This is a genomic window from Pectobacterium aroidearum (assembly GCF_015689195.1).
Lineage (GTDB): Bacteria > Pseudomonadota > Gammaproteobacteria > Enterobacterales > Enterobacteriaceae > Pectobacterium > Pectobacterium aroidearum.
This window is the reverse complement of sequence record NZ_CP065044.1, coordinates 4,012,938-4,037,976: the sequence shown is the minus strand read 5'-3', so window position 1 is coordinate 4,037,976 and position 25,039 is coordinate 4,012,938. Positions and strand designations below refer to the sequence as shown.

General features: G+C 52.1%; 19 protein-coding genes. 12 read left to right on the top strand and 7 right to left on the bottom strand.

Going from position 1 to position 25,039, the window contains the following annotated elements; all coding sequences use genetic code 11:
* Window positions 1-69 precede the first annotated feature (69 nt).
* The 9 genes from I2D83_RS18015 to cysM all read left to right on the top strand — a co-directional run bounded on the left by I2D83_RS18015 (window position 70) and on the right by cysM (window position 13,088).
* Window positions 70-2,673, top strand: a complete 2,604-nt coding sequence (locus I2D83_RS18015; RefSeq protein WP_205947045.1) for a TonB-dependent receptor plug domain-containing protein — start codon at window positions 70-72, stop codon at window positions 2,671-2,673.
* Between the two features lie 104 nt (window positions 2,674-2,777).
* A complete protein-coding gene (locus I2D83_RS18010; protein ID WP_205947044.1) occupies window positions 2,778-5,552 on the top strand; it encodes a M16 family metallopeptidase in 2,775 nt (924 codons plus the stop codon).
* Complete coding sequence (locus I2D83_RS18005; RefSeq protein WP_194431639.1) at window positions 5,549-7,222, top strand: ABC transporter ATP-binding protein/permease; 1,674 nt, start codon at window positions 5,549-5,551, stop codon at window positions 7,220-7,222. Before I2D83_RS18010 ends, I2D83_RS18005 begins: the two co-directional genes overlap by 4 nt.
* A gap of 187 nt (window positions 7,223-7,409) precedes the next feature.
* Complete coding sequence (locus I2D83_RS18000) at window positions 7,410-8,021, top strand: RpoE-regulated lipoprotein (protein WP_012773460.1); 612 nt, start codon at window positions 7,410-7,412, stop codon at window positions 8,019-8,021.
* 167 nt (window positions 8,022-8,188) lie between these two features.
* Complete coding sequence (locus I2D83_RS17995; protein WP_205947043.1) at window positions 8,189-9,088, top strand: Dyp-type peroxidase; 900 nt, start codon at window positions 8,189-8,191, stop codon at window positions 9,086-9,088.
* Window positions 9,089-9,401: 313 nt separating this feature from the next.
* Window positions 9,402-10,430, top strand: a complete 1,029-nt coding sequence (locus I2D83_RS17990) for a sulfate ABC transporter substrate-binding protein (RefSeq protein ID WP_181829765.1) — start codon at window positions 9,402-9,404, stop codon at window positions 10,428-10,430.
* Window positions 10,430-11,284: a sulfate/thiosulfate ABC transporter permease CysT gene (cysT, locus tag I2D83_RS17985; protein ID WP_205947042.1), complete on the top strand. Its 855-nt coding sequence runs from the start codon at window positions 10,430-10,432 to the stop codon at window positions 11,282-11,284. Before I2D83_RS17990 ends, cysT begins: the two co-directional genes overlap by 1 nt.
* Window positions 11,284-12,150: a sulfate/thiosulfate ABC transporter permease CysW gene (cysW, locus tag I2D83_RS17980; RefSeq protein WP_205947041.1), complete on the top strand. Its 867-nt coding sequence runs from the start codon at window positions 11,284-11,286 to the stop codon at window positions 12,148-12,150. The genes cysT and cysW overlap by 1 nt, the downstream gene beginning before the upstream one ends.
* Before the next feature lie 56 nt (window positions 12,151-12,206).
* Window positions 12,207-13,088, top strand: a complete 882-nt coding sequence (cysM, locus tag I2D83_RS17975) for a cysteine synthase CysM (protein ID WP_181846973.1) — start codon at window positions 12,207-12,209, stop codon at window positions 13,086-13,088.
* Between the two features lie 3 nt (window positions 13,089-13,091).
* On the opposite strand, the gene I2D83_RS17970 is transcribed toward cysM, so the two are convergent.
* Window positions 13,092-15,044 carry a MacB family efflux pump subunit gene (locus tag I2D83_RS17970; RefSeq protein WP_205947040.1) on the bottom strand — a complete coding sequence of 651 codons (1,953 nt, stop codon included), beginning with the start codon at window positions 15,042-15,044 and terminating at the stop codon, window positions 13,092-13,094.
* Between the two features lie 3 nt (window positions 15,045-15,047).
* Window positions 15,048-16,247 carry an efflux RND transporter periplasmic adaptor subunit gene (locus tag I2D83_RS17965; RefSeq protein WP_012773467.1) on the bottom strand — a complete coding sequence of 400 codons (1,200 nt, stop codon included), beginning with the start codon at window positions 16,245-16,247 and terminating at the stop codon, window positions 15,048-15,050.
* Window positions 16,248-16,496: 249 nt separating this feature from the next.
* Between I2D83_RS17965 and I2D83_RS17960 the strand changes: the two genes are divergently transcribed.
* Together I2D83_RS17960 and I2D83_RS17955 are read left to right on the top strand one after the other, a co-directional pair.
* On the top strand, window positions 16,497-17,177 hold the full coding sequence (locus I2D83_RS17960) for a response regulator transcription factor (protein ID WP_012773468.1): 681 nt from the start codon (window positions 16,497-16,499) through the stop codon (window positions 17,175-17,177).
* A complete protein-coding gene (locus I2D83_RS17955; RefSeq protein WP_205947039.1) occupies window positions 17,177-18,547 on the top strand; it encodes an ATP-binding protein in 1,371 nt (456 codons plus the stop codon). The genes I2D83_RS17960 and I2D83_RS17955 overlap by 1 nt, the downstream gene beginning before the upstream one ends.
* 66 nt (window positions 18,548-18,613) lie before the next feature.
* Here I2D83_RS17955 and crr read toward each other — a convergent pair whose 3' ends face one another.
* The 5 genes from crr to cysZ all read right to left on the bottom strand — a co-directional run bounded on the left by crr (window position 18,614) and on the right by cysZ (window position 23,681).
* Window positions 18,614-19,123: a PTS glucose transporter subunit IIA gene (gene crr, locus I2D83_RS17950; RefSeq protein ID WP_010284368.1), complete on the bottom strand. Its 510-nt coding sequence runs from the start codon at window positions 19,121-19,123 to the stop codon at window positions 18,614-18,616.
* A gap of 150 nt (window positions 19,124-19,273) precedes the next feature.
* Complete coding sequence (ptsI, locus tag I2D83_RS17945; protein WP_012773470.1) at window positions 19,274-21,001, bottom strand: phosphoenolpyruvate-protein phosphotransferase PtsI; 1,728 nt, start codon at window positions 20,999-21,001, stop codon at window positions 19,274-19,276.
* Between the two features lie 45 nt (window positions 21,002-21,046).
* A complete protein-coding gene (gene ptsH, locus I2D83_RS17940; protein ID WP_005971891.1) occupies window positions 21,047-21,304 on the bottom strand; it encodes a phosphocarrier protein Hpr in 258 nt (85 codons plus the stop codon).
* A 454-nt stretch (window positions 21,305-21,758) separates the two neighbouring features.
* The gene (cysK, locus tag I2D83_RS17935) at window positions 21,759-22,727 is read right to left on the bottom strand and encodes a cysteine synthase A (RefSeq protein ID WP_012773471.1); all 969 of its coding nucleotides are present in this window, start codon (window positions 22,725-22,727) and stop codon (window positions 21,759-21,761) included.
* Between the two features lie 162 nt (window positions 22,728-22,889).
* Complete coding sequence (cysZ, locus tag I2D83_RS17930; RefSeq protein WP_180778115.1) at window positions 22,890-23,681, bottom strand: sulfate transporter CysZ; 792 nt, start codon at window positions 23,679-23,681, stop codon at window positions 22,890-22,892.
* Between the two features lie 224 nt (window positions 23,682-23,905).
* Here cysZ and zipA point away from each other — a divergent pair, with 224 nt between their 5' ends.
* Window positions 23,906-24,907, top strand: coding sequence for a cell division protein ZipA (gene zipA, locus I2D83_RS17925; protein WP_205947038.1), 1,002 nt, complete (start codon window positions 23,906-23,908; stop codon window positions 24,905-24,907).
* Window positions 24,908-25,039: the final 132 nt, after the last annotated feature.

Below are 25,039 nucleotides of genomic sequence, written 5' to 3'. Positions count from 1 at the left end.
TGTACATGCAGTAATTAAAAAAATAATTTTATTTTTCAATTAATAGGGTTCACTGGGGATTTTGAATAAATGAATAAGAACGTCTATTTAATGATGCTATTGTCATTATTATCAGGGCCTGCACTCGCACAGCAAAACGACAACTCTGTTGATGAAAGTCAGCAGAAAAACAATGCAGAAACTGAAGAAGAACAGCAGGGTGATTCTTCTTCAGGAAACGGCGAAGATACGATTTTAGTTCGCTCAACCCCGACGAGTCAGTCGATGGGGACGCAGATTATTAATGCCGAGCAAATTAAGAAGATGCCAACCGGCAATGGTTCGATACCTGAGTTATTAAGAAATAACCCCGCAGTGCAGTTCTCGAATACGGCGAATAGCAGCAATACGCTGGGTGAGTTGGCACCAGAGAACGTCTCGTTCCACGGTGAGAAGTTTTATAACAATAATTTTATGATCGATGGGTTATCGAATAATAACAATATCAATCCCGGAGCTAATAAGGGAGTATTGAGTGGAGATCCTGATGGTTATAACGCGACAGATTTACCTGCGGGGGGGACGCAATCGTTCTGGATTAACTCCGAGTTGATTGAATCACTGGAAGTATTTGACAGTAATATATCTGCTAAATACGGTGATTTTACCGGTGGTGTGGTAGATGCCAAACTCATGGATCCCAAGTTGGATAAGGCATCTGGAAAAGTCTCTTACCGCACCACAAGTGACAGTTGGACTAGCTATCACATTGATTCTAATATCAGTGAGGAATTTTATTCTGCTACTAACCTCTACTACCAACCGAAATTTAAGAAACAGTTTTATTCGGCTACATTTAATCAGCCATTGAGTGATAAAGCGGGCTTTATTTTTGCCTATAACCGCCAGCAGTCAGATATTCCATATTATCAGCAGTACCTGCAGACATGGAAAGATCAGGAACGGATTAGTGAAACTTATCTTTTAAAGGGTACTTATCTGACGGATAACGGCGATATTGTTCGCATGATGGGCATGTATTCCCCTCACGAATCTAAATATTACAAAAGAGATGTTAAAAATGGGGCATTTACCAATACGGGGGGGGGCTACCGCTTCAATATGGAGTGGGAGCACAATGCCAATTGGGGGAAAATGACCAGTCTTGCTGGGTACCAGTACGAGCAGAATAAAATTGAACATGAGGCGAGCTATTTTGCTACTTGGCAGCGTTATAATACATCTTCTAACTTTATTTCCGAGCAAATAGATTGGATTAGTTCCTCTCCTGCCCGTACCTATCAAAATTCATTGATAGGAGGATACGGAAAGTTTGCAACAGAAAAAAGCACAATTACATTAAAGCAGAACTATGAGCTTAACCCTTTAGCAATTTGGGGAACCCAGCATCAGTTAGATTTAGGTTGGCAAGTTGATTCTTATAATACAAGATACCGCCGCTTTAGCGATGTTAGCTCAAGCCGTGCTACACCAACGATAGATAAGAATGTAGTGTGTCAATCTGGGGATGATTATTGCGTTGACGGGGAACAATATTTCAAAAGTCGGACTCTATATCCAGAGCGTACCGTTGAGGGAAGCTATACCAATTACGCTCTTTACCTTCAGGATAGTATTTCTTTGGGTCGTGTAGAAGTGACCCCCGGAGTGCGTGCTAGTTATGATGATTTCCTAGGAAATTTAAATTTCGCTCCCCGTTTTTCTGCTTCTTATGATGTTTTTGGCGATCGGTCAACACGTCTGTTTGGTGGGGCGAATCGCTATTATGGCGCGAATATGCTGTCATATAAGCTGCGTCAGGGAATTAACACGAATATTATTCAAAACCGTACGTCAGCCAACGATCCATGGATTTCCAACCCTGCAAGAATTGCGGGTCTTGATTATGATATTTCTGATTTAAACACGCCTTATAGTGACGAGATAACACTGGGATTATCACAGCGCGTTATGAATACTGTGTGGACCGCCAAATGGGTTAATCGCAAGGGGAAAGATCAGTTTGGTGCTGAATCAATGACCGTTGCTGGGCAACGCTACCGCGTGATGAATAATGCTGGCCGGACAGAAGGGAATACATTGTCTCTGGAAGTCGAACCTATCAGTCCGCACCGCTTCAGTTTTGCTGAAGTGAATTGGAAATTTGGAGCTGGTATCGCAGAAAATAAAGCTAACTCAATTGCTTATTACGATGATGTGAATTCAGATGAGAGTCGGGTGATTGTTGACAATAAGTTAATGTATAAAGGCGATATGGATGCCATGGACTTCAATACGCCCTGGACTGCCTTCCTGAATGTAGATACTTACTTCCCAGCGATTCGTCTCAACTGGGGGCAACGCGTCGGCTATACCTCTGGTTACAAAGGGTATACTACCTTATCATCGGCGACGGTGTGTCCTGGCGGGAGCTCAGCGTGCGGCGCGGATCCTAGCTTTACAGGAAGCGCTATAGAGTATATCTCAACTCAATACGATGACTTTATCTCCTACGACTGGCGTTTTTCCTATTCACAACCGGTATACAAAACTCAGACGCTGGATATTACTTTGGATGTGCTGAACGTTTTGGATAACGTAGTAGAAACTCAGCAGAAGGTGAGTTCTACTAACAGCACTGTTACCTATAAACCCGGCCGTCAGTTCTGGCTTGGTGTTGCTTACACCTGGTAAATCCTATGCCCCGTCATTCGTCAGCATGCGACGAATGACGGGGCATTTTGCATCTATGCGCTAAGAAATTGCCTCTCAGGCAAAATAAAAACGAAAAGGTTGTTATGAACTGGAAGAAATGTTGCTGGTTATCGCTAACGGCTGTCGGCCTGTTAGCGGGAAGCGTGGTGAGCCAGGCTGAAGAAATAAAAAGTCCGTTGCCGGTTTTTAAAGAAGGAACGCTGGCGAACGGATTTCGTTATACCCTCGTGCCGTTGGAGGGGCAGAAATCGCGGGTGGATATTCGCCTGATTGTTGATGTCGGTTCGATTGATGAGAAAGACAATGAATCCGGCGTGGCGCACATGGTGGAACACATGGTGTTTCGCGCCAGTGACGCGTTTCCTCAAGGTGTGAGTACGGAACTGCACAAGCAGGGATGGGGACGCGGACAGAGCTATAACGCCGTGACCAACTACGAGCGCACCATGTACATGATGAGCCCGCCAAAAGGGAATCGCGATCTGGGGACGACGTTACAGGCGCTGAGCCAGATGACGGGGCATGCCAAGTTGTCGCAAGCCGATCTCGACGATGAGCGAAAAATTATTCTGGAAGAGTGGCGTGGCAAGCTGGGCGTAGCGGAACGCATGAACCAGCAGCGTGTACAGGCAATTCGCCACGACTCCCGTTATCCTTCCCGCCCGACGATTGGCACGGAACAGTCGATTAATGAAACGCCGGCCAGCGTATTACAGGATTTCTATCAGCGCTGGTATCACCCGTCGAATATGCGTTTGATGATTATTGGTGATATCACGCCTGCCGATGCGGAACGTGAAATTCAACGCTATTTTGCACCGCTGCCTAATGTTGCTGTGCCAGCTCGTGATTACTACGAGCCGTTACTGAAACCGCAACTCAAAGTTGCACGCTTGCAGGATAGCCAAAGCGGTAGCAGCCAGGTGTCGTTTGTCTATCGTTTCAATGACAAAGATACCTTCGGTCAGCCTGAGCTGCGCCATCGTTTGCTGACGCAAATCACGATGTCTGCGCTCACGCGCCAGATTCGTCGACAGAAAACCGAATTGCCGCAGGACGCCAGTAGTCTGGTCGCGCGTAAATCGGATATCGGTAAAACGACGGCCGCGCTGGGCTTTTTTGCGAATGTAATGCCGGGTGGCCATGACGCTGCCATTTCCGCTGTGCTGAAAGAAATTGAGCGGTTAAAGCGCTATCCGTTAAATGCGCAGGATATTTCGGAGATCACATCCGATATCCGTGAAGTCGCGCAGCGTATGAGTGATACCCCCGAAACCCGTGAATTTGCGGATTGGGTTCAGCAGTTGACCATCGTCTGGCAGCAGGATCGCCCTTATGTCGGCAGCCAGCAGCGTGGTAAAGAGGCGCTGGAAATGCTGGACACCATCACGACTGAAGACGTGAATCGTCATTTGCAACGCTGGTTAGCTTCACCGGATACGCTGGTGCAGTTTAGCGTGCCGGGCGCGACGCCGTTCACGCTGCCTAAACCAGAGGCGATTCGTAAGTTACAGGCGCAGTGGGCCGCTGCACCGCTGGCACCGCTGCAGGTAGAAAAGGAGAAAGTCATTCCTGAGCTTCCAGTGGTGACGCAAAGCGGAAAACGCACGGCGGTGAAGACCTTTGCCGCACAGAAGGTAGAGCAGTGGCAGTTGAGCAACGGTGACCGTGTGGTATGGCTGCGTGCGCCGGAAGCCGGTAAAAAAGTCTGGCTGACCGCCGTGAGTCAGGCTGGGTTTATGGCGACGTCAATGAACCCGTGGCAGGCGCAGTTGGCAAGCCAGTTGGTTGAGCAAAGTGGTCCCGCAACGTGGAGTGGAGAAGCGCTCGCTAACTGGAAAAAAGAGAAATCCCTGTCGATTATGGTTTCTCATGATGCCGATCAGTTGACGCTGAGTGGACTGGCTCCGATTAAGGAATTGGCGAATCTTTTTGGCCTATACCGCGAAATGAATGTCGCGCCGGGTATCGATCCTGATGTGATGAAAGAAAGCATGATGGGTCTGGCGCGTCAGAAGGCCAATGACGATCAGTCCGTGTCAGGAAAACGAGCCAGTGATATCGCCAAATTACGTTTTGGCGAGCCAGCCTGGCAGCAGCCTGAAATTGAAGAACTGAAGCACGTTTCCGCGCCAGCCTTGCTGTCACAGTGGCATAAAGCGGCTTCTGCACCCGTGACGTACTATCTGATCGCGGATATGCCTGCTGCACAGCTGTTACCGCAAGTTGAGCGCTATTTAGCGACAATCCCGCGCCAGCCTGCCAGCGAAGTAAAATCATATCTGGCGTTGCCGGGTAAACGTGAGGCGACATCGGCTATCAGTATCGAACCGCGCGCCGATATCCGCACCTGGAGTTTCACGCCGCATACGTGGACACCACAGGCGGCGGTGCAGGTGAGCGTTGCTCGTAATATCGCGAATAAATATCTCAAGACGAGCCTGCGTGATGATGCGCTGGGTATTTACCGCATGCGTGTCGATAGCGAACTGGAAGATAAAAAACAGCGTATTGAGACCGAAGTGAGCTTCAGCAGTGCACCTGAGCGTGCGCAGGAGCTGTGGAAACTGGCTGAGCAGGTCTTTGCTGAACTGCCAACGACGATTACTCAGGAAGATGTGGACGACCAGAAAGCACAGTTCATCCGTGCGGAAAAAGGGCGTCAGGGCGATCTGATGACCATACAACGCCGTTTGCTTCTGAGCTATCGCCACTATGACGATCCGCGTTATCTGAGCAGCGTCTCTACACTCGCGGACAGCATCACGCTGGACAGCGTACGTGCGATGTCAGCGAAGCTGTATAACCCGGATAACCGCGTGCTTTACATCACCTTGCCGCAAGAGGTGAAAGAGTGAAGAAGGTTATGGCACAGTTTGTCGATCTGTGCCGTCCCTTCTGGGGCGGCAAACGCAGCTGGCAGGCATGGCTCCTACTGCTCGTAACCATTTCGATGGGTGGGATGATCGTCTATCTCAATGTGTTGTTAAACGAATGGAGTAAGACGTTTTATGATGCGTTAGGCGCATTCGACAGCAATTTGCTGCTGTCTCTGATGAAAGAATACGGCGTTTACATCCTGCTCTATATCGGGTCGATCGTGTATCAGGAGTGGTTTACCAAACTGCTGATTATCCGCTGGCGTACCGCGTTAACCGCTGAGCTGGTAGATAGCTGGCTGGCGAAGCGGGCATTTTATCGGATGTCAGTTGCGGGCAAGATTGATAACCCAGACCAGCGTATTGCCGAAGATATCAACCTGTTTGTCGACAAAGCCGTTAGTCTGGTCATCGAATTTTTGATCGTGACCGCGCGTTTGTTCTCTTTTGTCGTCATTCTGTGGGGATTATCGGGCGTTCAGCGCTTTACGCTGTTTGGCAAAGAGTGGGTAATCGAAGGTTATCTGGTCTGGATAGCTATTCTGTATACGCTGCTCGGCAGCCTGATTACGCATGTGGTCGGGAAACGTCTGCATAATATTAATTATGAGAAGCAAAAGGCAGAGGCCGATTTCCGTGCGGCGCTGCTGCGTAAGCATGATAACGCCGAGCAAATCGCGCTGTACGGCGGCGAAGCGCAAGAGAAAAGCCATCTTCAGCGGCATTTCTCTGCCATCGTGTCGAACTGGGGGCGTTTTATGAATGCCGAGCGTAATCTGGGCTTCTTCACCACAGGCTATATGCGTGTAAGCCAGATTGTGCCGGTCTTTGCCGCTCTGCCTGCTTTCCTGAGTAAAACGGTAACGCTGGGTGGGTTGATGCAGATCCGCGGGGCGTTTGCGCAAGTACACGGTGCGTTGAGCTGGTTTATCCATAAGTACAAAGAGTTCGTGATTCTTTCTGCCAGTATGGCGCGTTTGAGCCAGTTTAAGGAAGAAATCAAACGTCACCAGTCTGAACAGGTCGATGCGCCGGTAGGACAGGATTTACGTATTGATCAGCTTTCTTTCACCACGCCGCAGGGTTCTCCGCTGTTGCAACATGTGGATCTGAGCTGCGAAGCGGGGAGCTGGAGTAAATTTGCTGGCCGCAGTGGGCTAGGGAAGTCAACGCTGCTGCGTACGTTAAACGGCCTGTGGCCCTATTACGATGGTCGCTGGCAGGCACCGGAAGGGCGTAGTCTGCTGTTACCGCAGCAAAGCTATCTGGGGCAGGGTACGCTGGCGGAGATTCTCTGCTATCCGCACCCGCCGCTGGCTGACAGCGAAATGCTGCGTCAGACGCTGGATAGCGTCGGGCTCGGCGCGTGGCGCGATCGCCTGGATGAGCAACTGAATTGGGATCGCGTCTTCTCCGGTGGAGAGCGGCAGCGTGTCGCCTTTGCCCGCGCGCTGATTGCCAAACCCGATACGCTTTATCTGGATGAAGCGACCAGCAATCTGGATCATGACGCCGCCAGGCAGCTTTTGGCGCTGGTCAAGATGGCGTTGCCTGCGTGTACCGTGGTGGCGATTACGCACCAGACGGAGCTGGACGATCTGTTCTCGCATCGTTATGACTTAACGGATTTTGCCTCACAGCGCAGTTGATGTTGCCCGCAGGCCTTCCGAGTGCCGGGAGGCCTGCGGTTCTGGTAGGTTTCTTTTCGTATGCCCTCTATAATCCCTCACAAGATTATCCCGTCTTTTACGGCACTTTTCGTCGCTTGCAGACTCCAATCCCCATCTTACAGGGTGGCTGACGACGGAAGCCGCTCAATCTTGAGGAGTACATACCATGAATTTTCGCCCGCTGGGTTTATCGCTGGTGCTGGGTTTACCGCTGGTGCTGAGTGGATGCAGCACGCTTTCCCATTTCTCCTGGTCCAGCCTGTCACCGTTTAACTGGTTCGGTAGTTCGCTGGAAGTGAGTGATGCGGGTGTCGGTGGTATCAATGCCGGTACGCCACTGTCTGAAGGGGCGCTACAGAGCGCGCTGGATGGTGGTTATCAACTGCGTAGCGGAATGGGTACCTCCAACGGTCAACTGGTCGCGTTTTATCAGGCGCTGGATGGTAAAGACGTGAAGATGATCATCAGCGGTCAGCCGAAGGGCAGCGTGCGCAAAGTTGAGGTCATGGATCCCGCGATTGGCAGCGCAGGTGGCGTGAAAATCGGTGACGCTTTTAGCAATACCTATAGCAAAGCGTTCGAGTCCTGCCAGTTGGGACAAGGTGATGATGCGCGGAGCGTGGAATGTGCCGCACCGCAGAGTACGCACATCAGCTACGTCTATTCCGGCGAATGGAGCGGCCCGGAAGGCTTGATGCCGCCGGACGATATTCTGAAGACCTGGAAGGTGAGCAAAATCGTGTGGCACGCGCAGGCGCGTAACACATCTGCTTTATAAAAGGGTGTCTCGTAACGGACTAATTTGTCTTTACGCAAGGTAAAAGTCAGGCGGCTTCCGGTATGATACCTGAGCCGCCTGATATCTTTTTCGGTATCCGTATTCGGTATCACGACCGTAGTAAGCCATAACAACAAAAGAAAAAACTGACGCTTGAGGAAGCAGAAATGACACCAATTCAAAGCGGTATTTTATTGGAACACCGCCGTTTTGCCATTTTTATGGAAGCGATGATTCAGGGAGAGTTTGATGCTATCCGGCAGGGATGCAAAAAATTCTGTCAGACATTACAAGCGTTACAGCAGCAGTATCCCGACGCGGGATTAGGCGCGGTGCTGGCATTTGGCAACGATGTCTGGCGCGATCTGGACTGCAACCGCGGCGCAGAGGAACTCAAACCCTTTACGCCGTTGGGCAACGGGCTCGCTCCTGCCACGCAGCGCGATCTGCTGATCCATATCCAATCGCTGCGCCATGATGTGAACTTCACACTGGCTCAGGCGGCGCTGGCCGCGTTTGGTGGGGCGATTCGTATCGAGGAAGAGACGCACGGCTTCCGCTGGGTGGAAGATCGCGATTTAAGTGGTTTTATCGACGGCACGGAAAACCCGCAGGGTGATGCCCGTCATGCCGTGGCGATTATCCCGGAGGGCCAGCCGGATGCAGGCGGCAGTTATGTGTTTACCCAACGTTGGGAACACAATCTGAAGCAGCTGCAGCGTTTTAGCGTGGAGCAGCAGGAACAGATGATCGGGCGTACGAAGCAGGATAATGAAGAGCTGTCTTCCGATGAGCGCCCTGTAACGTCGCATCTCAGCCGTGTGGATTTAAAGGAAGACGGCAAGGGACTGAAGATTCTGCGTCAGAGCCTGCCTTATGGCACCGCGAGCGGTAAAAATGGGCTCTACTTTATTGCCTACTGCGCACGTCTGCATAACATTGAGCAGCAACTGCTGAGCATGTTCGGCGATCGTGACGGTAAACGTGATGAGATGCTGCGCTTTACGCGTGCCGTCAGCGGCAGCTACTTCTTCGCGCCTTCTCTGGATCAGCTGTTGTCGCTGTAAGATCCAACGCGTTTTCCTGATGCCTGCACCTGCGCAGGCATCCATTCTTACCAATTCTCTCCGTTCTCAACGTTTCAGTTCCCATCAGGCTATTTGATCGCCCCTTTTCTTTACGTTTCTCTTGCCTCGGGGTTATGCCCTTTAGCGCTTAAAAACTCCGAAATGTTATATATAAAGGTTATATGTTAACCGTCACTTCCCCCTACACTGGGTTGCACTGACAAGTGCATTTTTTTCAAAAAATGGCTATGCAAACGATAGATCCCCCATAACAAAGCCTACCGAATAGGCGCTAACTCTGGCAGGACATAAGATGAATCAAGTACAGGTGAAAGGCTGGCTGGTGAAAGGTTCTCTGGCGCTGTCATTGCTGCTGGGTGGGCAGAGTGTTGTCTCTGCTACCGAGCTGCTGAACAGCTCTTATGATGTGTCGCGTGAGCTATTTGTAGCGCTCAATCCCGGCTTTGAAAAACAGTGGCTGTCGCAACACCCTAACGATCCGCTGACGATCAAACAATCGCATGCCGGTTCGTCTAAACAGGCGTTGGCTATTCTGCAAGGCCTGAAGGCCGATGTCGTGACCTATAATCAGGTGACCGACGTCCAGATCCTGCACGATCGCGGGCAACTGATCCCCGCCGATTGGCAAGCGCGTTTACCGAATAACAGCTCTCCGTTCTATTCCACCATGGCGTTTCTGGTTCGCAAAGGCAATCCTAAAGGGATCCACGACTGGAACGATTTGGTGCGCGACGACGTGAAACTGATTTTCCCGAACCCGAAAACGTCCGGCAATGCTCGTTATACCTATCTTGCGGCCTGGGGCGCGACCAGCAAAGCCAACGGTGGCGATGAGGCCAAAACCCGTGCGTGGATAACCCGTTTTCTGGCGAACGTTGCAGTATTTGATACCGGCGGTCGCGGGGCAACCACCACGTTTGTGGAACGTCAGTTGGGTGATGTGCTGATCAGCTTTGAATCTGAGGTGAATAACATCCGTAATCAGTATGGTGCCGAGAACTACGAGGTGATCGTCCCGAAGGTCAACGTACTGGCGGAGTTCCCTGTGGCGTGGATCGACAAGAATGTCGAGAAGAACGGCACCGAGCAGGCGGCAAAAGCCTATCTGAATTATCTGTATAGCCCGGAAGCGCAGAAAATTATCACCGATTTTTACTACCGCGTGAATAACCCCGAATTAACGCAAACGCTGAAATCCCGCTTCCCGGAAACCACCTTATTCCGGGTAGAGGATCAGTTCGGAACGTGGCCACAGGTGATGAAAACCCACTTCGACACGGGTGGCGAACTGGATAAGCTGCTGGCTGCTGGTCGTCAGTAATGGCTTTGAGGTCGGATAACCTCTTCTCTGGTTCAGGTAAACGAGTGCTGCCGGGATTCGCATTGAGTCTGGGCAGCAGCCTGCTGTTTGTCTGCCTGATTCTGCTGCTGCCGTTAAGTGCGCTGGTGATGCAGCTCTCCGAAATGAGTCTGGCGCAGTATTGGACGGTGATTTCCAATCCGCAGGTAGTAGCCGCTTACAAGGTGACGCTTCTGGCTGCGGGGCTGGCGACGCTATTTAATGCGGGATTTGGCCTGTTAATGGCGTGGATTCTGACGCGTTATCGCTTTCCCGGTCGCGCCTTGCTGGATGGGCTAATGGATTTACCCTTTGCGCTCCCCACGGCCGTAGCAGGGCTGACACTGGCCGCGTTGTTTTCAACGACCGGCTGGTACGGCGCATGGCTGGCAGAATACGGTATCAAGGTATCGTACACCTGGCTGGGGATTACGGTCGCGATGGCGTTCACCAGTATTCCCTTTGTGGTGCGGACCGTTCAGCCGGTGCTGGAAGAGTTGGGTCCGGAATACGAAGAGGCGGCGCAGACGCTGGGGGCGAATCGCTGGCAGTGTTTTCGCTATGTCATTTTACCGGAATTAACCCCGGCGCTCTTAACGGGCACCGCGATGTCGTTTGCCCGCAGTCTGGGCGAATTTGGCGCGGTCATCTTTATTGCAGGGAATATTGCCTGGCAGACGGAGGTCGTTTCGCTGATGATTTTTATCCGCTTGCAGGAGTTTGATTTCCCTGCTGCCAGCGCGATTGCTTCCGTTGTGCTAGCGGCTTCCTTATTGATCTTGTTTGCCGTCAATGTGCTGCAAAGCCGCTTTGGTCAACGGACACGGAGCGTGTAATGGCTGAGATTCCTACTGTGACGCCGCGGCGCCAGACTCATTCCGTTAGGCAGGAACGCAACTGGGGGAGGACAGCGCTGATTGCGTTGGGTGTGATATTATCGCTCATCATGCTGGTCATCCCTTTGGTGTCAATTTTTGCCGCAGCGCTGGCGCACGGGCTGGGGGGCGTCTGGCGAAACCTGAGCGATCCTGACATGCTGCATGCGATCGGTCTCACGCTGCTGGTGGTCGCGATTGTCGTACCGGTAAATCTGGTCTTTGGTACGCTGCTGGCCTGGCTGGTCACACGCTTTCAGTTCCCCGGTCGGCAACTGCTGCTCACGCTGATCGATATTCCCTTCGCCGTCTCGCCAGTGGTGGCGGGTCTGCTGTATCTGCTCTTTTACAGCACTAACGGCCCGGTTGGCGGCTGGTTGGATGAGCAGGGGCTACAGCTGATGTTTGCATGGCCTGGCATTGTGCTGGTGACGATATTCGTGACCTGCCCGTTTATGGTCAGGGAACTGGTTCCGGTGATGATGAGTCAGGGCAGTCAGGAAGAAGAGGCCGCGGTATTGCTTGGAGCATCAGGCTGGCAGGTGTTCTATCGAGTGACGTTACCGAATATTCGCTGGGCGCTGCTGTATGGCGTGGTTCTGACCAATGCACGGGCGATTGGCGAGTTTGGCGCCGTATCCGTGGTGTCTGGCTCGATTCGTGGTGAAACCTATACGCTGCCATTGCAGGTCGAATTATTGCATCAGGATTATAACAGTGTCGGCGCGTTTACCGCGGCGGCGCTGTTAACCGTGATAGCGATACTGACGCTGTTTATCAAAAGCGCCTTGCAGTGGCGCGTGAAGCGGCAAATGAATAAACACTAACTTCTATCTTTTTCCTCACTCACGCCGTACGCGTGGGTTTTTTTAGGACTCAACTTGTGACAACGCTTGAGCATTGTATTGGTAATACCCCGCTGGTGAAATTGCAGCGCCTGACGCAGGGGTTGAAGAGTGAAATCTGGCTGAAGCTGGAAGGGAATAATCCTGCCGGATCGGTAAAAGATCGGGCGGCACTCTCCATGATCCAGCAGGCGGAGAATCGCGGCGACATCGCCCCCGGTGACAGACTGATCGAGGCGACCAGCGGGAATACCGGCATTGCACTGGCGATGATTGCGGCGGTAAAAGGCTACCGGCTACGTCTGCTGATGCCGGACAATATGAGCTATGAACGTCAGACCGCAATGCGTGCGTATGGCGCAGAGCTGGTGCTGGTTAATCGCAAGTTGGGGATGGAAGGCGCGCGGGATAAGGCAAAACAAATGGTGTTGGCAGGAGAGGGGAAAACGCTCGATCAGTTCAATAATCCGGACAATTCGCTGGCGCACTTTCTCACGACTGGCCCAGAGATTTGGCAGCAGACGGCGGGTAAGCTGACCCACTTTATCTCCAGCATGGGCACTACCGGCACGATTTCCGGCGTCAGTCGTTATCTGAAGCAGCAGAATCCGGCAATCTGCACGGTAGGGCTACAGCCTGCGGAAGGCAGCCATATTCCCGGCATTCGCCGCTGGACGCCGGACTATATGCCAGGCATCTTCCGCGCCGATCTGGTCGATCGTATTCTGGATATGACGCAGGTCGATGCTGAAAATACGTTACGGCAACTGGCGCGTCAGGAAGGTATCTTCTGCGGCGTCAGTTCCGGCGGGGCGGTGGCGGGTGCGTTGCGGATTGCAGCGGAAAACCCCGGCAGCGTGATTGTGGCGATCGCCTGCGATCGCGGCGATCGGTATCTGTCCACCGGGGTCTTTGACTGATGACTATTCCCGCTCCAGCGCGTGAATCGGTTCCATCCGTGCCGCACGACGGGCGGGGAAGAAGCCGAAAATAATGCCGATCAGGCTGGAACACAGGAATGCGGCAATAATCGAGGAACTGGAATAGATCATCGCGAAATTGCTGCTGAACTGTGCGAATAGTACGCCGATTGCCAGCGATAGCCCCACGCCGATGATGCCGCCGAACAGGCAGACCAGTACGGCTTCGATCAGAAACTGCTGCATGATATCGCTGGTGCGCGCGCCGACCGCCATACGGACGCCGATCTCTCGGGTTCGCTCGGTGACGGACACCAGCATGATATTCATTACGCCAATACCGCCGACCAGCAGCGAAATCAGAGCGATCATCGACACCAGCAGCGTGAGTGTCGTGGTGGTTTTCTCGATCATCTGACGAATGCTGTCTGTGTTCATGATAAAGAAATCTTTCGTACCGTGCCGCTGCGTCAGTAGGGTGGTGATGCTTTTCTCGGCGACGTTCATATCGATATTGTCTTTTACCCGCACCGTGATGCTTTTCAGGTAGGATTGCCCAACCATGCGCTTCATTACGGTGGTGTACGGCACCCAGACATTCAGATTCTCATCGCTGCCGAAGCCGCCCTGATTCTTGCTGACGACGCCGATAATTCGTACGGGCAGCGAGCCCAATAGAATGACTTGCCCAATCGGATCCTCGCCGTGGGGAAAGAGCTTGTTAAGCGTATTTTTGTCAATCACCGCGTCCTGTGCCAGTTCATCGACGCTGTTGCGAGGGAAAAGCACACCGCGTTGCAGGGTGTAGCCACGTACGGTAAAGAACTGCTCGCCAACCCCGGAAACGCTGGCGGAAACGGCAATGTTGCCATAGCGCATCGTTACGCTGGTGGAAATAGAAGGTGTGACGCTATGCACGTAGGGCTGCTGAGTCAGCGGCTGAATATCGCTGGCTCGCAACGTTTGAATGGCGCTGGCATCCATGTCGCCGAAATCTTTGCCGGGGAAAATTTCCAACGTGCTGGTGCCCATCGAGTTGATATCGGCCAGCACTTGTTCCTGTGAGCCTTTTCCCAGTGCGACCACCGAGACGACGGAGGCGATGCCGATGATAATGCCGAGCATGGTCAAAAAGGTGCGCATCCGCTGGGCATTCATCGCCAACAGCGCCATTTTAAATGCGTCAATAAAGCGGTCTTTGAATTGATTCAGGGCAGAGGTTGCCGGGGAGCTTGCGGCTTCAGGCAACGGTGCCGTCGCCTCTTCGGGACGCGTTTGTCGATCGGCAATCACTTCGCCATCGCGCAATTCGATGATGCGCTGAGCGTGTTCGGCAATCGTCATATCGTGGGTGACGATCACGACCGTATTGCCCTGTTTGTGCAGGTCGCGGAGTATGCTCAGGACTTCGTTGCCGCTGTGGGTGTCCAACGCACCGGTTGGTTCATCCGCCAGAATAATGCCACCGCCGTTCATCAGCGCACGGGCGATACTCACGCGCTGCTGCTGGCCGCCGGAAAGCTGGCTGGGACGATAGTGGAGGCGATTTTCCAGTCCCAGACGGGTTAACAGCTCTGCTGCCCGCTGACGGCGTGCCAGCCGGCTCTTACCGGCATAAATGGCCGGTACTTCGACGTTCCCCAGCGCGCTGAGGTCGCCCAGCAGGTGATAACGCTGGAAAATAAAACCGAAATGCTCGCGACGCAGTTCCGCCAACTGGTCGTTGTCCAGCTCACCAACGGCACGACCTGCCACCTGGTAATCACCGGAGGACGGTTTATCCAGACAGCCGAGAATATTCATCAGCGTGGATTTTCCCGACCCGGATGCGCCGACAATAGCCACCATTTCTCCCTGATTGATCGTCAGGTTGATGTCCTTGAGGACGGTAACGTCCTGTTCGCCGTTGGAAAAGCGGCGGGTAATGCCAGTCAGCTTAAGTAAGGATGTGGACATGCATTACATCCCCATCGGTGGGCCGGGATGCGTGGACGCGACATCACCGGACGACGGGCTGACAACCACCTGCTCCCCAACGCTGAGCCCCGAACGAATCTGGGTGCGCACGTTATCATTGAGGCCGAGCGTGACCAGCCGCGATTCGATCTTCTTGTTCGCATTCATGACCTGCACGTACCACATGCCATTGCGCGAGGTTAATGCCGTTGCTGGGACGACAATGGCATTTTTCACCGAAGACAGCAGAATATACACCTGTGCCGTCATGGAAATGCGCAATACGCCGTCAGGGTTCTTCACATCAAACAGGCCGTTGTAATAGATCGCGGTGCTGGATGAAGAACTGGTGCTGCTGCTGGAACTGGATGACGTCGTGGTTGAATCCGTATTGATGGAATCCGGCGCGGGTTCAATCGAGCTCAGCGTGGCTTCGTAACGCTTATTCGGTTCGCCCAGAATACTGAACCACACGGGCATGCCGGTTTTCACTTTGACGACGTCGGCTTCTGAAATTTTCACCTTGATGGTCATGGTGTCCAGATTGGCGACTTTGGCAATGGTCGGCGTGGTCTGGATGGCGTTGACCGTTTGGCCCGCTTCAACCGGAATCGCCACCACGGTGCCATCCATTGGTGAACGAATCTGGGTATAACCGAGGTTAACCTTGGCTGTGTTGACGGTAATTTGTGCCTGAACGATCTGGGCGTCCAGCGCATCGATATTGGCTCGGGTGGCGTCGAGCGTGGCTTTCGCGCTATCGTAGTCGGCCTGAGCGCCAACGCCGCGTTTCATCAACATTTGCTGACGCTGCCAGCTCAATTCGTTGTTACGCAATTCCGCCAGTTTGGCAGTTCGCTGAGCCTGAATGTTTTTTAGCGCCGCTTCGCCATTTCTTAACGTGTCCTGCTGGGTGAGGTCATCAATCTCGGCGATCAATTGCCCTTTTGTGACCTTATCGCCGAGTTCGACGTGCAGCGCTTTGATTTGTCCCGAGGCTTGAGCACCGACGCTGACCTGTTTCTGCGCCTCAATTTTGCCGTCAGCGAGTACCGTCTGTTCGAGATCCGCAATCTCTGCTGCGGTGGTCATCGTGCTTGGCGCGGGTGCTGGCTTGTTGAAAAACAGATGAATAAGTACGGCAGCGGCGATAACACCAAGCGCGATCGTCGTACGGCGTCGTGTAAAAAATCGTGATTGCATCAGGGGGAGTCGTCCTTAATGAATGCATCTGAACGGAAGTAAATAACGCAGGTGAGTAATTTACCCCGAGTCTGTAAAGGTAGCGGTAATCTTTGCTGAAAGAAATGGTAAGGATTAAGTAAATCTGGCTGCGAATATTAACGCCAGGCCTGAGAATACATTATCTATACCCGCCATACTTCAAACGGTATGTGCATTTTTTCCGCAACTCGAATGTTGTAGGGTATACCCGATTAATGAGGACAGGATATGAATATTTTACTGGTCGATGACGACGTAGAGCTGGGCGATATGCTCTGTGAGTATTTGAATGCGGAAGGGTTTTCGACCTCTCGGGTGCTGACGGGCAAAGAAGGCGTTGATGGTGCGATGTCGGGAGATTACACCGCGATGATTCTGGATGTCATGCTGCCGGATATGAGCGGGATTGACGTGCTGCGTCAGATCAGAAAAACCCAACAGCTTCCCGTGATTATGCTGACGGCGAGAGGTGACAACATCGACAGGGTTATCGGTCTGGAAATGGGCGCGGATGACTATATGCCTAAACCGTGCTACCCACGTGAACTGGTGGCAAGGCTGCGGGCGGTGCTACGTCGCTATGACGATCAGCCCAGTACAAAACGGGATGAAAGCGTGGCGGCCAGTGGCGATCTGGTATTGAACCCCGCAACGCGCATCAGCGAATGGCGTGGGCAGCCGTTTGATTTGACCGCGTCTGAGTTTAATTTGCTTGAGCTGCTGTTACGTTCCCCCGAGCGGGTGGTGTCAAAAGATGAACTGTCCGAAAAATGTCTGGGGCGTCGTCGTGAAGCCTATGACCGTAGCGTGGATGTGCACATCAGCAATATTCGTCAGAAACTCAGTGCATTGCCGGGCAGCACTATGACGATTGAAACCGTGCGCAGCGTGGGATACCGGATTCGCTGATGATGATTCGTGGAAGGCTTTTCTGGAAGATACTGCTCGGTTTCTGGCTGACGTTCCTCGTCATGTCTCAGTTGCTGTGGCTGGCTTTTTCGTTTTATGGCGAGCGGCATAAGCCGCTGGAAGAGATCGTGGTGTCCCGCATTGCGACGATGCAAACGGAGATGGTGGCAGCGGCGCTGCAACATGGTGGTTTGGGTGAGCTGAACGATGTGATGTCGCTGCTGCCGCAAGAAGAACAGAAATATATTTCCGTCACGGAATCGCCGTTGCCGCTGTCAGAGCAGGAACTGATTTCCGCACCACAGACGGCCAGGATGCCTGGTGATGATTTTGTGCCGGATAAGCGTAAGGCGCAGCGTGACTCGCACATTATCAAGCAGGTCAACGGGCCTGGCGGAAAGTGGTACCAAATTCGTTATGACGCCGAGCTGTTGCGCAGCGAATTCCGTCCTCCTCGTCCGGTCGAGTTTCTTAACGTACCCGTGCCGTTTGTGATTATTGCGGGGTTTGGTGGCCTGTTGTTCAGTTCGGTACTGGCATGGAGTCTGGCACGCCCACTTAGCCAGATCCGTGCGGGGTTTGATCAGGTTGCACAGGGCGATCTGAACGTACGCCTGCTACCGGTGATGCAGAGGCGTCATGATGAAATCAGCGATGTGGCGCGCGATTTCGATTCCATGGTCGAGCGGCTGGACAGTCTGGCCAGCGCGCGTGAACAGTTGCTGCATGATGTCTCCCATGAGCTGCGCTCCCCACTGGCGCGTTTGCAGCTTGCTATCGGGTTGATAAGGCAGAACCCGGACAATGTCGAGAACTCCTTACAGCGTATCGAACGTGAGGCGCTGCTGATGGATAAGATGATTGGTGAACTGCTGACGCTGTCGCGCACGGAGCATTCTGGTATTGAGGAAGCCTATTTCGATTTGCTGGGGCTGGTGACGGCCGTCGTCAACGATGCGCGCTATGAGGCGCAGGTTACCGGCGTTGAAATTCTGCTCGCGGCGGATGAAGACGAGGACTACACAATTAAAGGCAACGCGGAGCTGATGCGCAGGGCGGTTGATAATGTGATGCGCAACGCGCTACGTTTTTCCGCCCCCGAACAGCAGGTGTCCGTGTCGCTTATTGGCAACGAGCATGAGTGGACGATTCAGGTTGCCGATCAGGGGCCCGGCGTGGAGAAAAGTAAGCTCTCCAGCATCTTCGATCCTTTTATCCGTGTTGATTCGCCGCTGTCTGGAAAAGGCTATGGGCTGGGACTGGCGATTACCCGGAAAGTTGTTCTGGCGCACGGTGGGCATATTGAGGCGGACAACGGTGAACCGCGTGGATTAGTGATTCGCCTGTGTGTACCACGTTGGAACGCCTGAAACGAAAACGGCACCATCCGGGTGCCGTTTCGTGCAAACGTAGTAGACCATCCGTAGAAGGGCGGTTTACTTTTTGATACGGATAACCGGCGTTTCGCCGACAACGACCGTACCACTCAGTTTGGTTAATTCCTTGATTTCGTCCATGTTGGAAATAACCACTGGTGTCAGAGTAGACTTCGCTTTTTCTTCCAGCAGAGCCAGGTCAAACTCGATAACGAGATCGCCTTTCTTCACGCGCTGGCCTTCTTCGGCGATGCGCTTGAAGCCTTCGCCTTTCAATTCAACGGTATCAATACCAAAGTGTACAAACAGCTCAATGCCGCTGTCAGATTCGATGGAAAACGCATGGTTGGTTTCAAAAATCTTACCGATGGTGCCGTCTACCGGTGCGACAATCTTGTTACCAGTTGGCTTGATGGCAATACCGTCACCGACGATTTTCTCTGCGAATACGACATCAGGAACATCTTCAATATTGACGATTTCACCGGACAGCGGGGCAATGATTTCGATGCTGCCAGTGTCTTTTTTGTCGTCAGAAACCAGAGATTTCAATTTATCGAACAAACCCATGATTCTCTCCTAAGCATTAATATTGGGCCAGCGTATACCCTAATCTTTCAAGTCGTTGTGGCATTGGCGTTTTTCGCTACCCCGACCGCGAGGTTATCGCCTGTCGGGGATGCTGATTGCCACCTTGAAACCTATTAGGTAATAGCAGAATCAGCAGAGCGTTTTTTCTTTAATAAAGCGGCTCACCAGATTGCTTAACTCTTGTGCTGTCGGTTGAGCTAATGCCTGCTCCGCCAGCGCCTTCGCATCTTCGTAATTCGCATTACGGATGATTTTCTTGATGCTTGGGATAGAGATCGCACTCATACTGAATTCGTCCAGACCCATTCCCAATAACAGTAGTGTAGCACGTTCGTCACCGGCGAGCTCACCACACATCCCCGTCCACTTGCCTTCGGCATGAGACGCGTCGATAACCTGTTTGATCAGGGTAAGGACGGCGGGGGACATCGGGTTATAGAGATGAGAAATCAGCTCATTACCGCGATCAACTGCCAGAGTATACTGGGTTAAGTCATTTGTCCCAATACTAAAGAAGTCGACTTCTTTGGCTAAATGTGGCGCGATTGCGGCAGCGGCAGGGGTTTCCACCATTACGCCGACTTCAATGCTTTCGTCGAAGGCTTTACCTTCTTCTCTCAGCTGTGCTTTCAGCATCTCCAGTTCGGCTTTCAGCTCACGCACTTCTTCCACAGAGATAATCATCGGGAACATAATACGCAGCTTGCCAAAGCTGGATGCGCGCAGAATGGCGCGCAACTGGGCGTGCAGAATTTCTTTACGGTCCAGACAAATACGGATAGCACGCCAGCCAAGGAACGGGTTCTCTTCCTTCGGCAGGTTCATGTAAGGCAGGTCTTTGTCACCGCCGATATCCATGGTACGGACGATAACTGCCTGAGCGCCAACGGCTTCGGCAACTGCCTTGTACGCCTGGAACTGCTCTTCTTCGGTAGGCAGAGAGTCACGATCCATGAATAGGAATTCGGTACGATACAGGCCGACACCTTCTGCGCCGTTACGCTCAGCACCGGCGACATCACGCACGGTACCGATGTTGGCACAGACTTCAACCTGATGACCATCCAGCGTGATGGCTGGCAGATCTTTCAGCTTGGCCAGCTCATATTTTTCAGCGTTGTACTGCTGCTGAATGGCTTTTAATTCTTCAATTTTTTCTGCGGTCGGATTCTGATAGATCTGGTTGTTTACCGCATCCAGAATCAGGTAATCGCCGTTTTTGACCTGTTGCGTCACGTTGGTCGTGCCGACGATAGCTGGTAGCTCCAGCGAACGGGCCATAATGGAGGTGTGGGACGTACGGCCACCGAGATCGGTAATGAAGCCCAGCACTTTATCCAGATTCAACTGCGCGGTTTCTGACGGCGTCAGATCCGTTGCAACCAGAATGACTTCATCCTGAATATCGCCCAGATCGACGATGGTCATATTGAGAATGTTGCGTAGCAAACGCTTCCCGATATCACGCATGTCTGCGGCGCGTTCTTTCAGATATTCATCATCCAGCTCTTCCAGCGCTTTGGCCTGGTTTTCGATAACAGAAAACGCAGCGGCATCGGCGGAAGCATGTTCATCTTTAATCAGGGCTATGATTTCCTGCTCGAACTCTTCATCTTCCAGCAACATGATGTGGCCTTCGAAGATGGCTTCTTTCTCTGCGCCCAGCGTCTCGCCCGCTTTCTTCTTGATAGCTTCCAACTGTGCGGATGCTTTGGAACGGCCAGTCAGAAAACGTTCAATTTCCTGCTCTACCTGATCCGCAGAGATTTTTTTCCGGTTGATGAGAATTTCATCTTCTTTCAGTAACAGTGCCTTACCAAAAGCAATACCCGGTGATACTAATATGCCTGAAATCATAACCCTACCTTACTCGATTCTGGTGTTCACTAAAAAACTCGTCGATTACTCGAGCTCAGCCATCAGTTTGACCAGATGTTCAACCGCTTTCTGTTCGTCTTCGCCTTCCGCAGCGATAGTAACCACAGTTCCTTGGGTTAAGCCGAGTGTTTGTAATTTGAACAGGCTCTTAGCGCTGGCGCTCTTGCCGTTGGACGTCACGGTGATTTCTGAAGTGAAGCCTTTGGCTTCTTTAACGAACTGAGCAGCGGGACGAGTGTGCAGGCCATTCGGTGCGGTGATAGTCACTTCTTGCTGGAACATGCTTTTTTCCCCAACTTATGGATTAGATTAATGTTGTGGAACTAAAGTTTAGCTGATTCACTGAACTTTAGCCTGTTTGGTTAGCTCCTGACTTATGTTACAGGGGCGAACCACGATGCGACAAGAAAACCGTCAAACGTATTTCCTGGATAAAATACCATCAAACACCATAGCTTCCGCTACCCATTATCTTAACCCCGGTCGCAAAATGGCGATGTGGCTATCGTGCGCAAGACAAAAAACGTTCTGCACAAGACAAAAGACAATGTGGTCGGGCGTGGCGTTTGTCTGACATTAATTTCACGCATCAAAATAATTGTTCGGTTAAATACTAAACCTGATGTAGAAAAGCAATCTGTATGTGGTGGAAAGTTTGAAGTGTGCCACAAAAAAGCACCTAAATAGGTGCTTTTTTAACACATTGGTCACTTATTGTTCGAGAGTGACCGAAGGATTATTGCTGCAGTTCCTGCTCGGTGAACAGGTCGGCAAAGAGTGCCGTGCTGAGGTAACGTTCGCCGGAAGAAGGCAGAATAACGACGATGGTTTTGCCTTCAAACTCTTTCTCTTTGAGCAAATTCAGCGCTGCGGCAACGGCGGCACCGGAAGAAATCCCAGCCAGAATGCCTTCTTCTTCCATCAAACGACGTGCGGTGCTGATCGCTTCTTCGTTCGTCACCTTCTCTACGCGGTCAATCAGTTTCAGATCCAGGTTACCCGGGATGAAACCTGCGCCGATACCCTGAATCTTATGCGGGCCTGGTTTCAGCTCTTCGCCTGCCAGTGCCTGAGAGATCACCGGTGAATCGGTAGGTTCAACCGCTACGCTGATGATAGCTTTGCCTTTGGTGTTCTTGATGTAGCGGCTGACACCGGTCAGCGTACCGCCAGTACCGACGCCAGAGATAAAGACATCAACCTGACCGTCGGTATCTTCCCAAATTTCAGGGCCGGTGGTTTTCTCATGAATTTCCGGGTTAGCGGGGTTGCTGAACTGTTGTAGCAGCAGATAACGGTTCGGATCGCTGGCAACGATCTCTTCTGCTTTGGCAATGGCGCCTTTCATACCTTTGGCACCTTCGGTCAGCACCAGATTGGCGCCCAGCGCTTTCAGCAGTTTACGGCGCTCGATGCTCATAGTTTCCGGCATGGTAAGCGTGAGTTTGTAACCACGAGCCGCTGCGACGTAGGCCAGAGCAATCCCTGTGTTTCCGCTGGTCGGTTCAACCAGCTCAACGCCTGGTTTCAGAACGCCGCGTTTTTCTGCATCCCAAATCAGGTTAGAGCCGATACGGCATTTTACGCTGAAGCTGGGGTTGCGGGATTCCACTTTAGCCAGAATGCGTCCGTTGCCGATACGGTTCAGGCGAACCAGCGGCGTATGGCCGATTGTGAAAGAATTGTCTTCGTAGATCTTGCTCATAGCCTGTCCTTATAACTGTATGAAATTTTTGCGAACGTAGAGAGAATACCCGTTCACACCTTTCAGTGAAGTAAAGAATTGCTATATCGTTATGTTCTTAAGAAATATCTTTTCATTACAATAGAAAGCACTGGCCTTGATAAGCCAGTGCACACGGTCTTTTTATGGCGCTTTTTTCGGCAGCGTCGCGGACAGATCCCGATAGCGATCCACCCACAACTGCGTTGCCCCACATACCGCGACGGGCATGATGACCAGATTCAAAAAAGGCACCAGCGTAAACAGGCTGACCAAGGCGCCAAACTGCATATTGGCGACCTTATGACGACGTAATGCCTGCCGCATGGTGGAAAAGCCCACTTTGTGATTATCAAAAGGATAATCACAGTACTGAATCGCCAGCATCCATGCGCTGAACAAGAACCACAGCACTGGCGCGACCGTTTGCCCGATGCCGGGGATGAAATAGAGAAGCAATAGCACAATCGCGCGGGGCAGGTAATACGCCAGCTTTTGGACCTCACGCTTCATGATCCGCGGGACATCTTTGGCGATGCCGAGTATGCCGCTATCCGGCAGCGTTTGGCCGGTTAGTTTTGCTTCCAACTGCTCCGCCAGCAAGCCGTTAAACGGTGCGGCAATAAAGTTGGCGATCGTACTGAATAGGTAGCTGAATACCAGCAGGATGGAGAGGACGGCGAGTGGCCAGATGAGGTAGCTGAGCCATTGCAGCCAGCTTGGAATGTGGCTCATGAGCTGGGGAATCCAGTCATTTAACCGGGTGAAAAGCCACCAGAAGGCCCCCCCCATCAGCACAATGTTCATGAGTAGGGGAAGAATGACGAAACGCCGGATGCCCGGTAGTGAGATCAAACGCCATCCGGCAAGAAAATAGTGTATTCCGCTGCGAACCTGGCCTGCGGTGTTGCCGTAAGACGGTTTTTCGAAAGACATAGTGACAATATACTCAGTCATTTGTTTGTTGAGGCATCATATCGGGATGATCTTATGCTGACTAGCCCGCATTTGGATGAAAAAACAGCAAAAAAGTGCGTTGTATCTATCTTTATTGTCATAAAGTACCGCGCAGGCTTGCACTTGTGTACTCAGGCAAATAGAGTTAGTAGTATAAGTATTTGCCGTGGTGGCAATGTATTGTTAGAACAATTGGGATAGCAATGATGCAGGACTTGCGTCTGATATTAATCGTTGTTGGCGCGATCGCTATAATAGCGCTGTTACTGCACGGCTTGTGGACTAGCCGTAAAGAGCGCTCGTCCCTTTTTCGTGACCGCCCGGTTAAACGTGCAAAGAAAGCGCGTGATGAAACGCCGCTTGATGAGCTAGATGAAGGCGTTGGCGAAGTTCGCGTGAAGGGTGCGCGTTCGCAGCAGAATGAGCCGTCATTTAGCAGTTCGTCATTTGATAACAACAGTGCACGCGAAGAGATGCGCCCGGAGGCGACATCGCCGTTCGAGCATTTGTCTCCCGCTTCTTCTTACGATCCTTTACTGGATGAAGCCACGCCGGTGGATTCTCCGCGTTCGCAAGTGCGTGGCGATAGCAACCCGCAGGTTGTTAATCCCAGAGAAACACCTACTCAGCCGAGCATCGACACACCGCGTGAGTCGTTTGCGTACGATGCGCCGCCATCCGCTCCACAGCAGCCTGCTGCGCATTCGTTGCATGAGAAAGTTCAGCCTGCGCCTGCGCCTGCGCAGCCTCAGCAACCTGCTGAGCCTGTTGAACCCGTAGCGGCAAAAGAAGCGGTTCTGGTGCTGCACGTCGTGGCGCATCAGGGCGGTGTTATTGGCGGCGAACTGCTGTTGCAAAGTCTGCTTCAGGCTGGTTTCCAGTTTGGTGAAATGAATATTTTCCATCGCCATGTGAACCCCGCAGGCGCAGGGCCGGTGTTGTTTAGCCTGGCGAATATGGTTAAGCCCGGTTCGTTTAATGTGGACGCGATGTCCGAATTCTCGACGCCTGGTGTATCTATTTTCATGATGGTGCCGTCTTATGGCGACGCCAGCCAAAACTTTAAACTGATGTTACAGTCTGCGCAGCGTATTGCTGACGATGTTGGCGGCGTGGTGCAGGATGATGAACGTCGTATGATGACGCCGCAGAAGGTCGAATCCTACAAAGCCCGCATTCGCGATGTGCTGAAAGCCAACGCGTGAAAGCATCAATAGTGCATGTGAAAGCATAACGTGTGTGAATGCAGTGGGTGAGAAAGAAGCCTCCGTTAAGGGAGGCTTTTTTTATTCTTCGATCGGGGCGTGGTGTAGAAAGGCAAGAAAAGGGTGAAATGC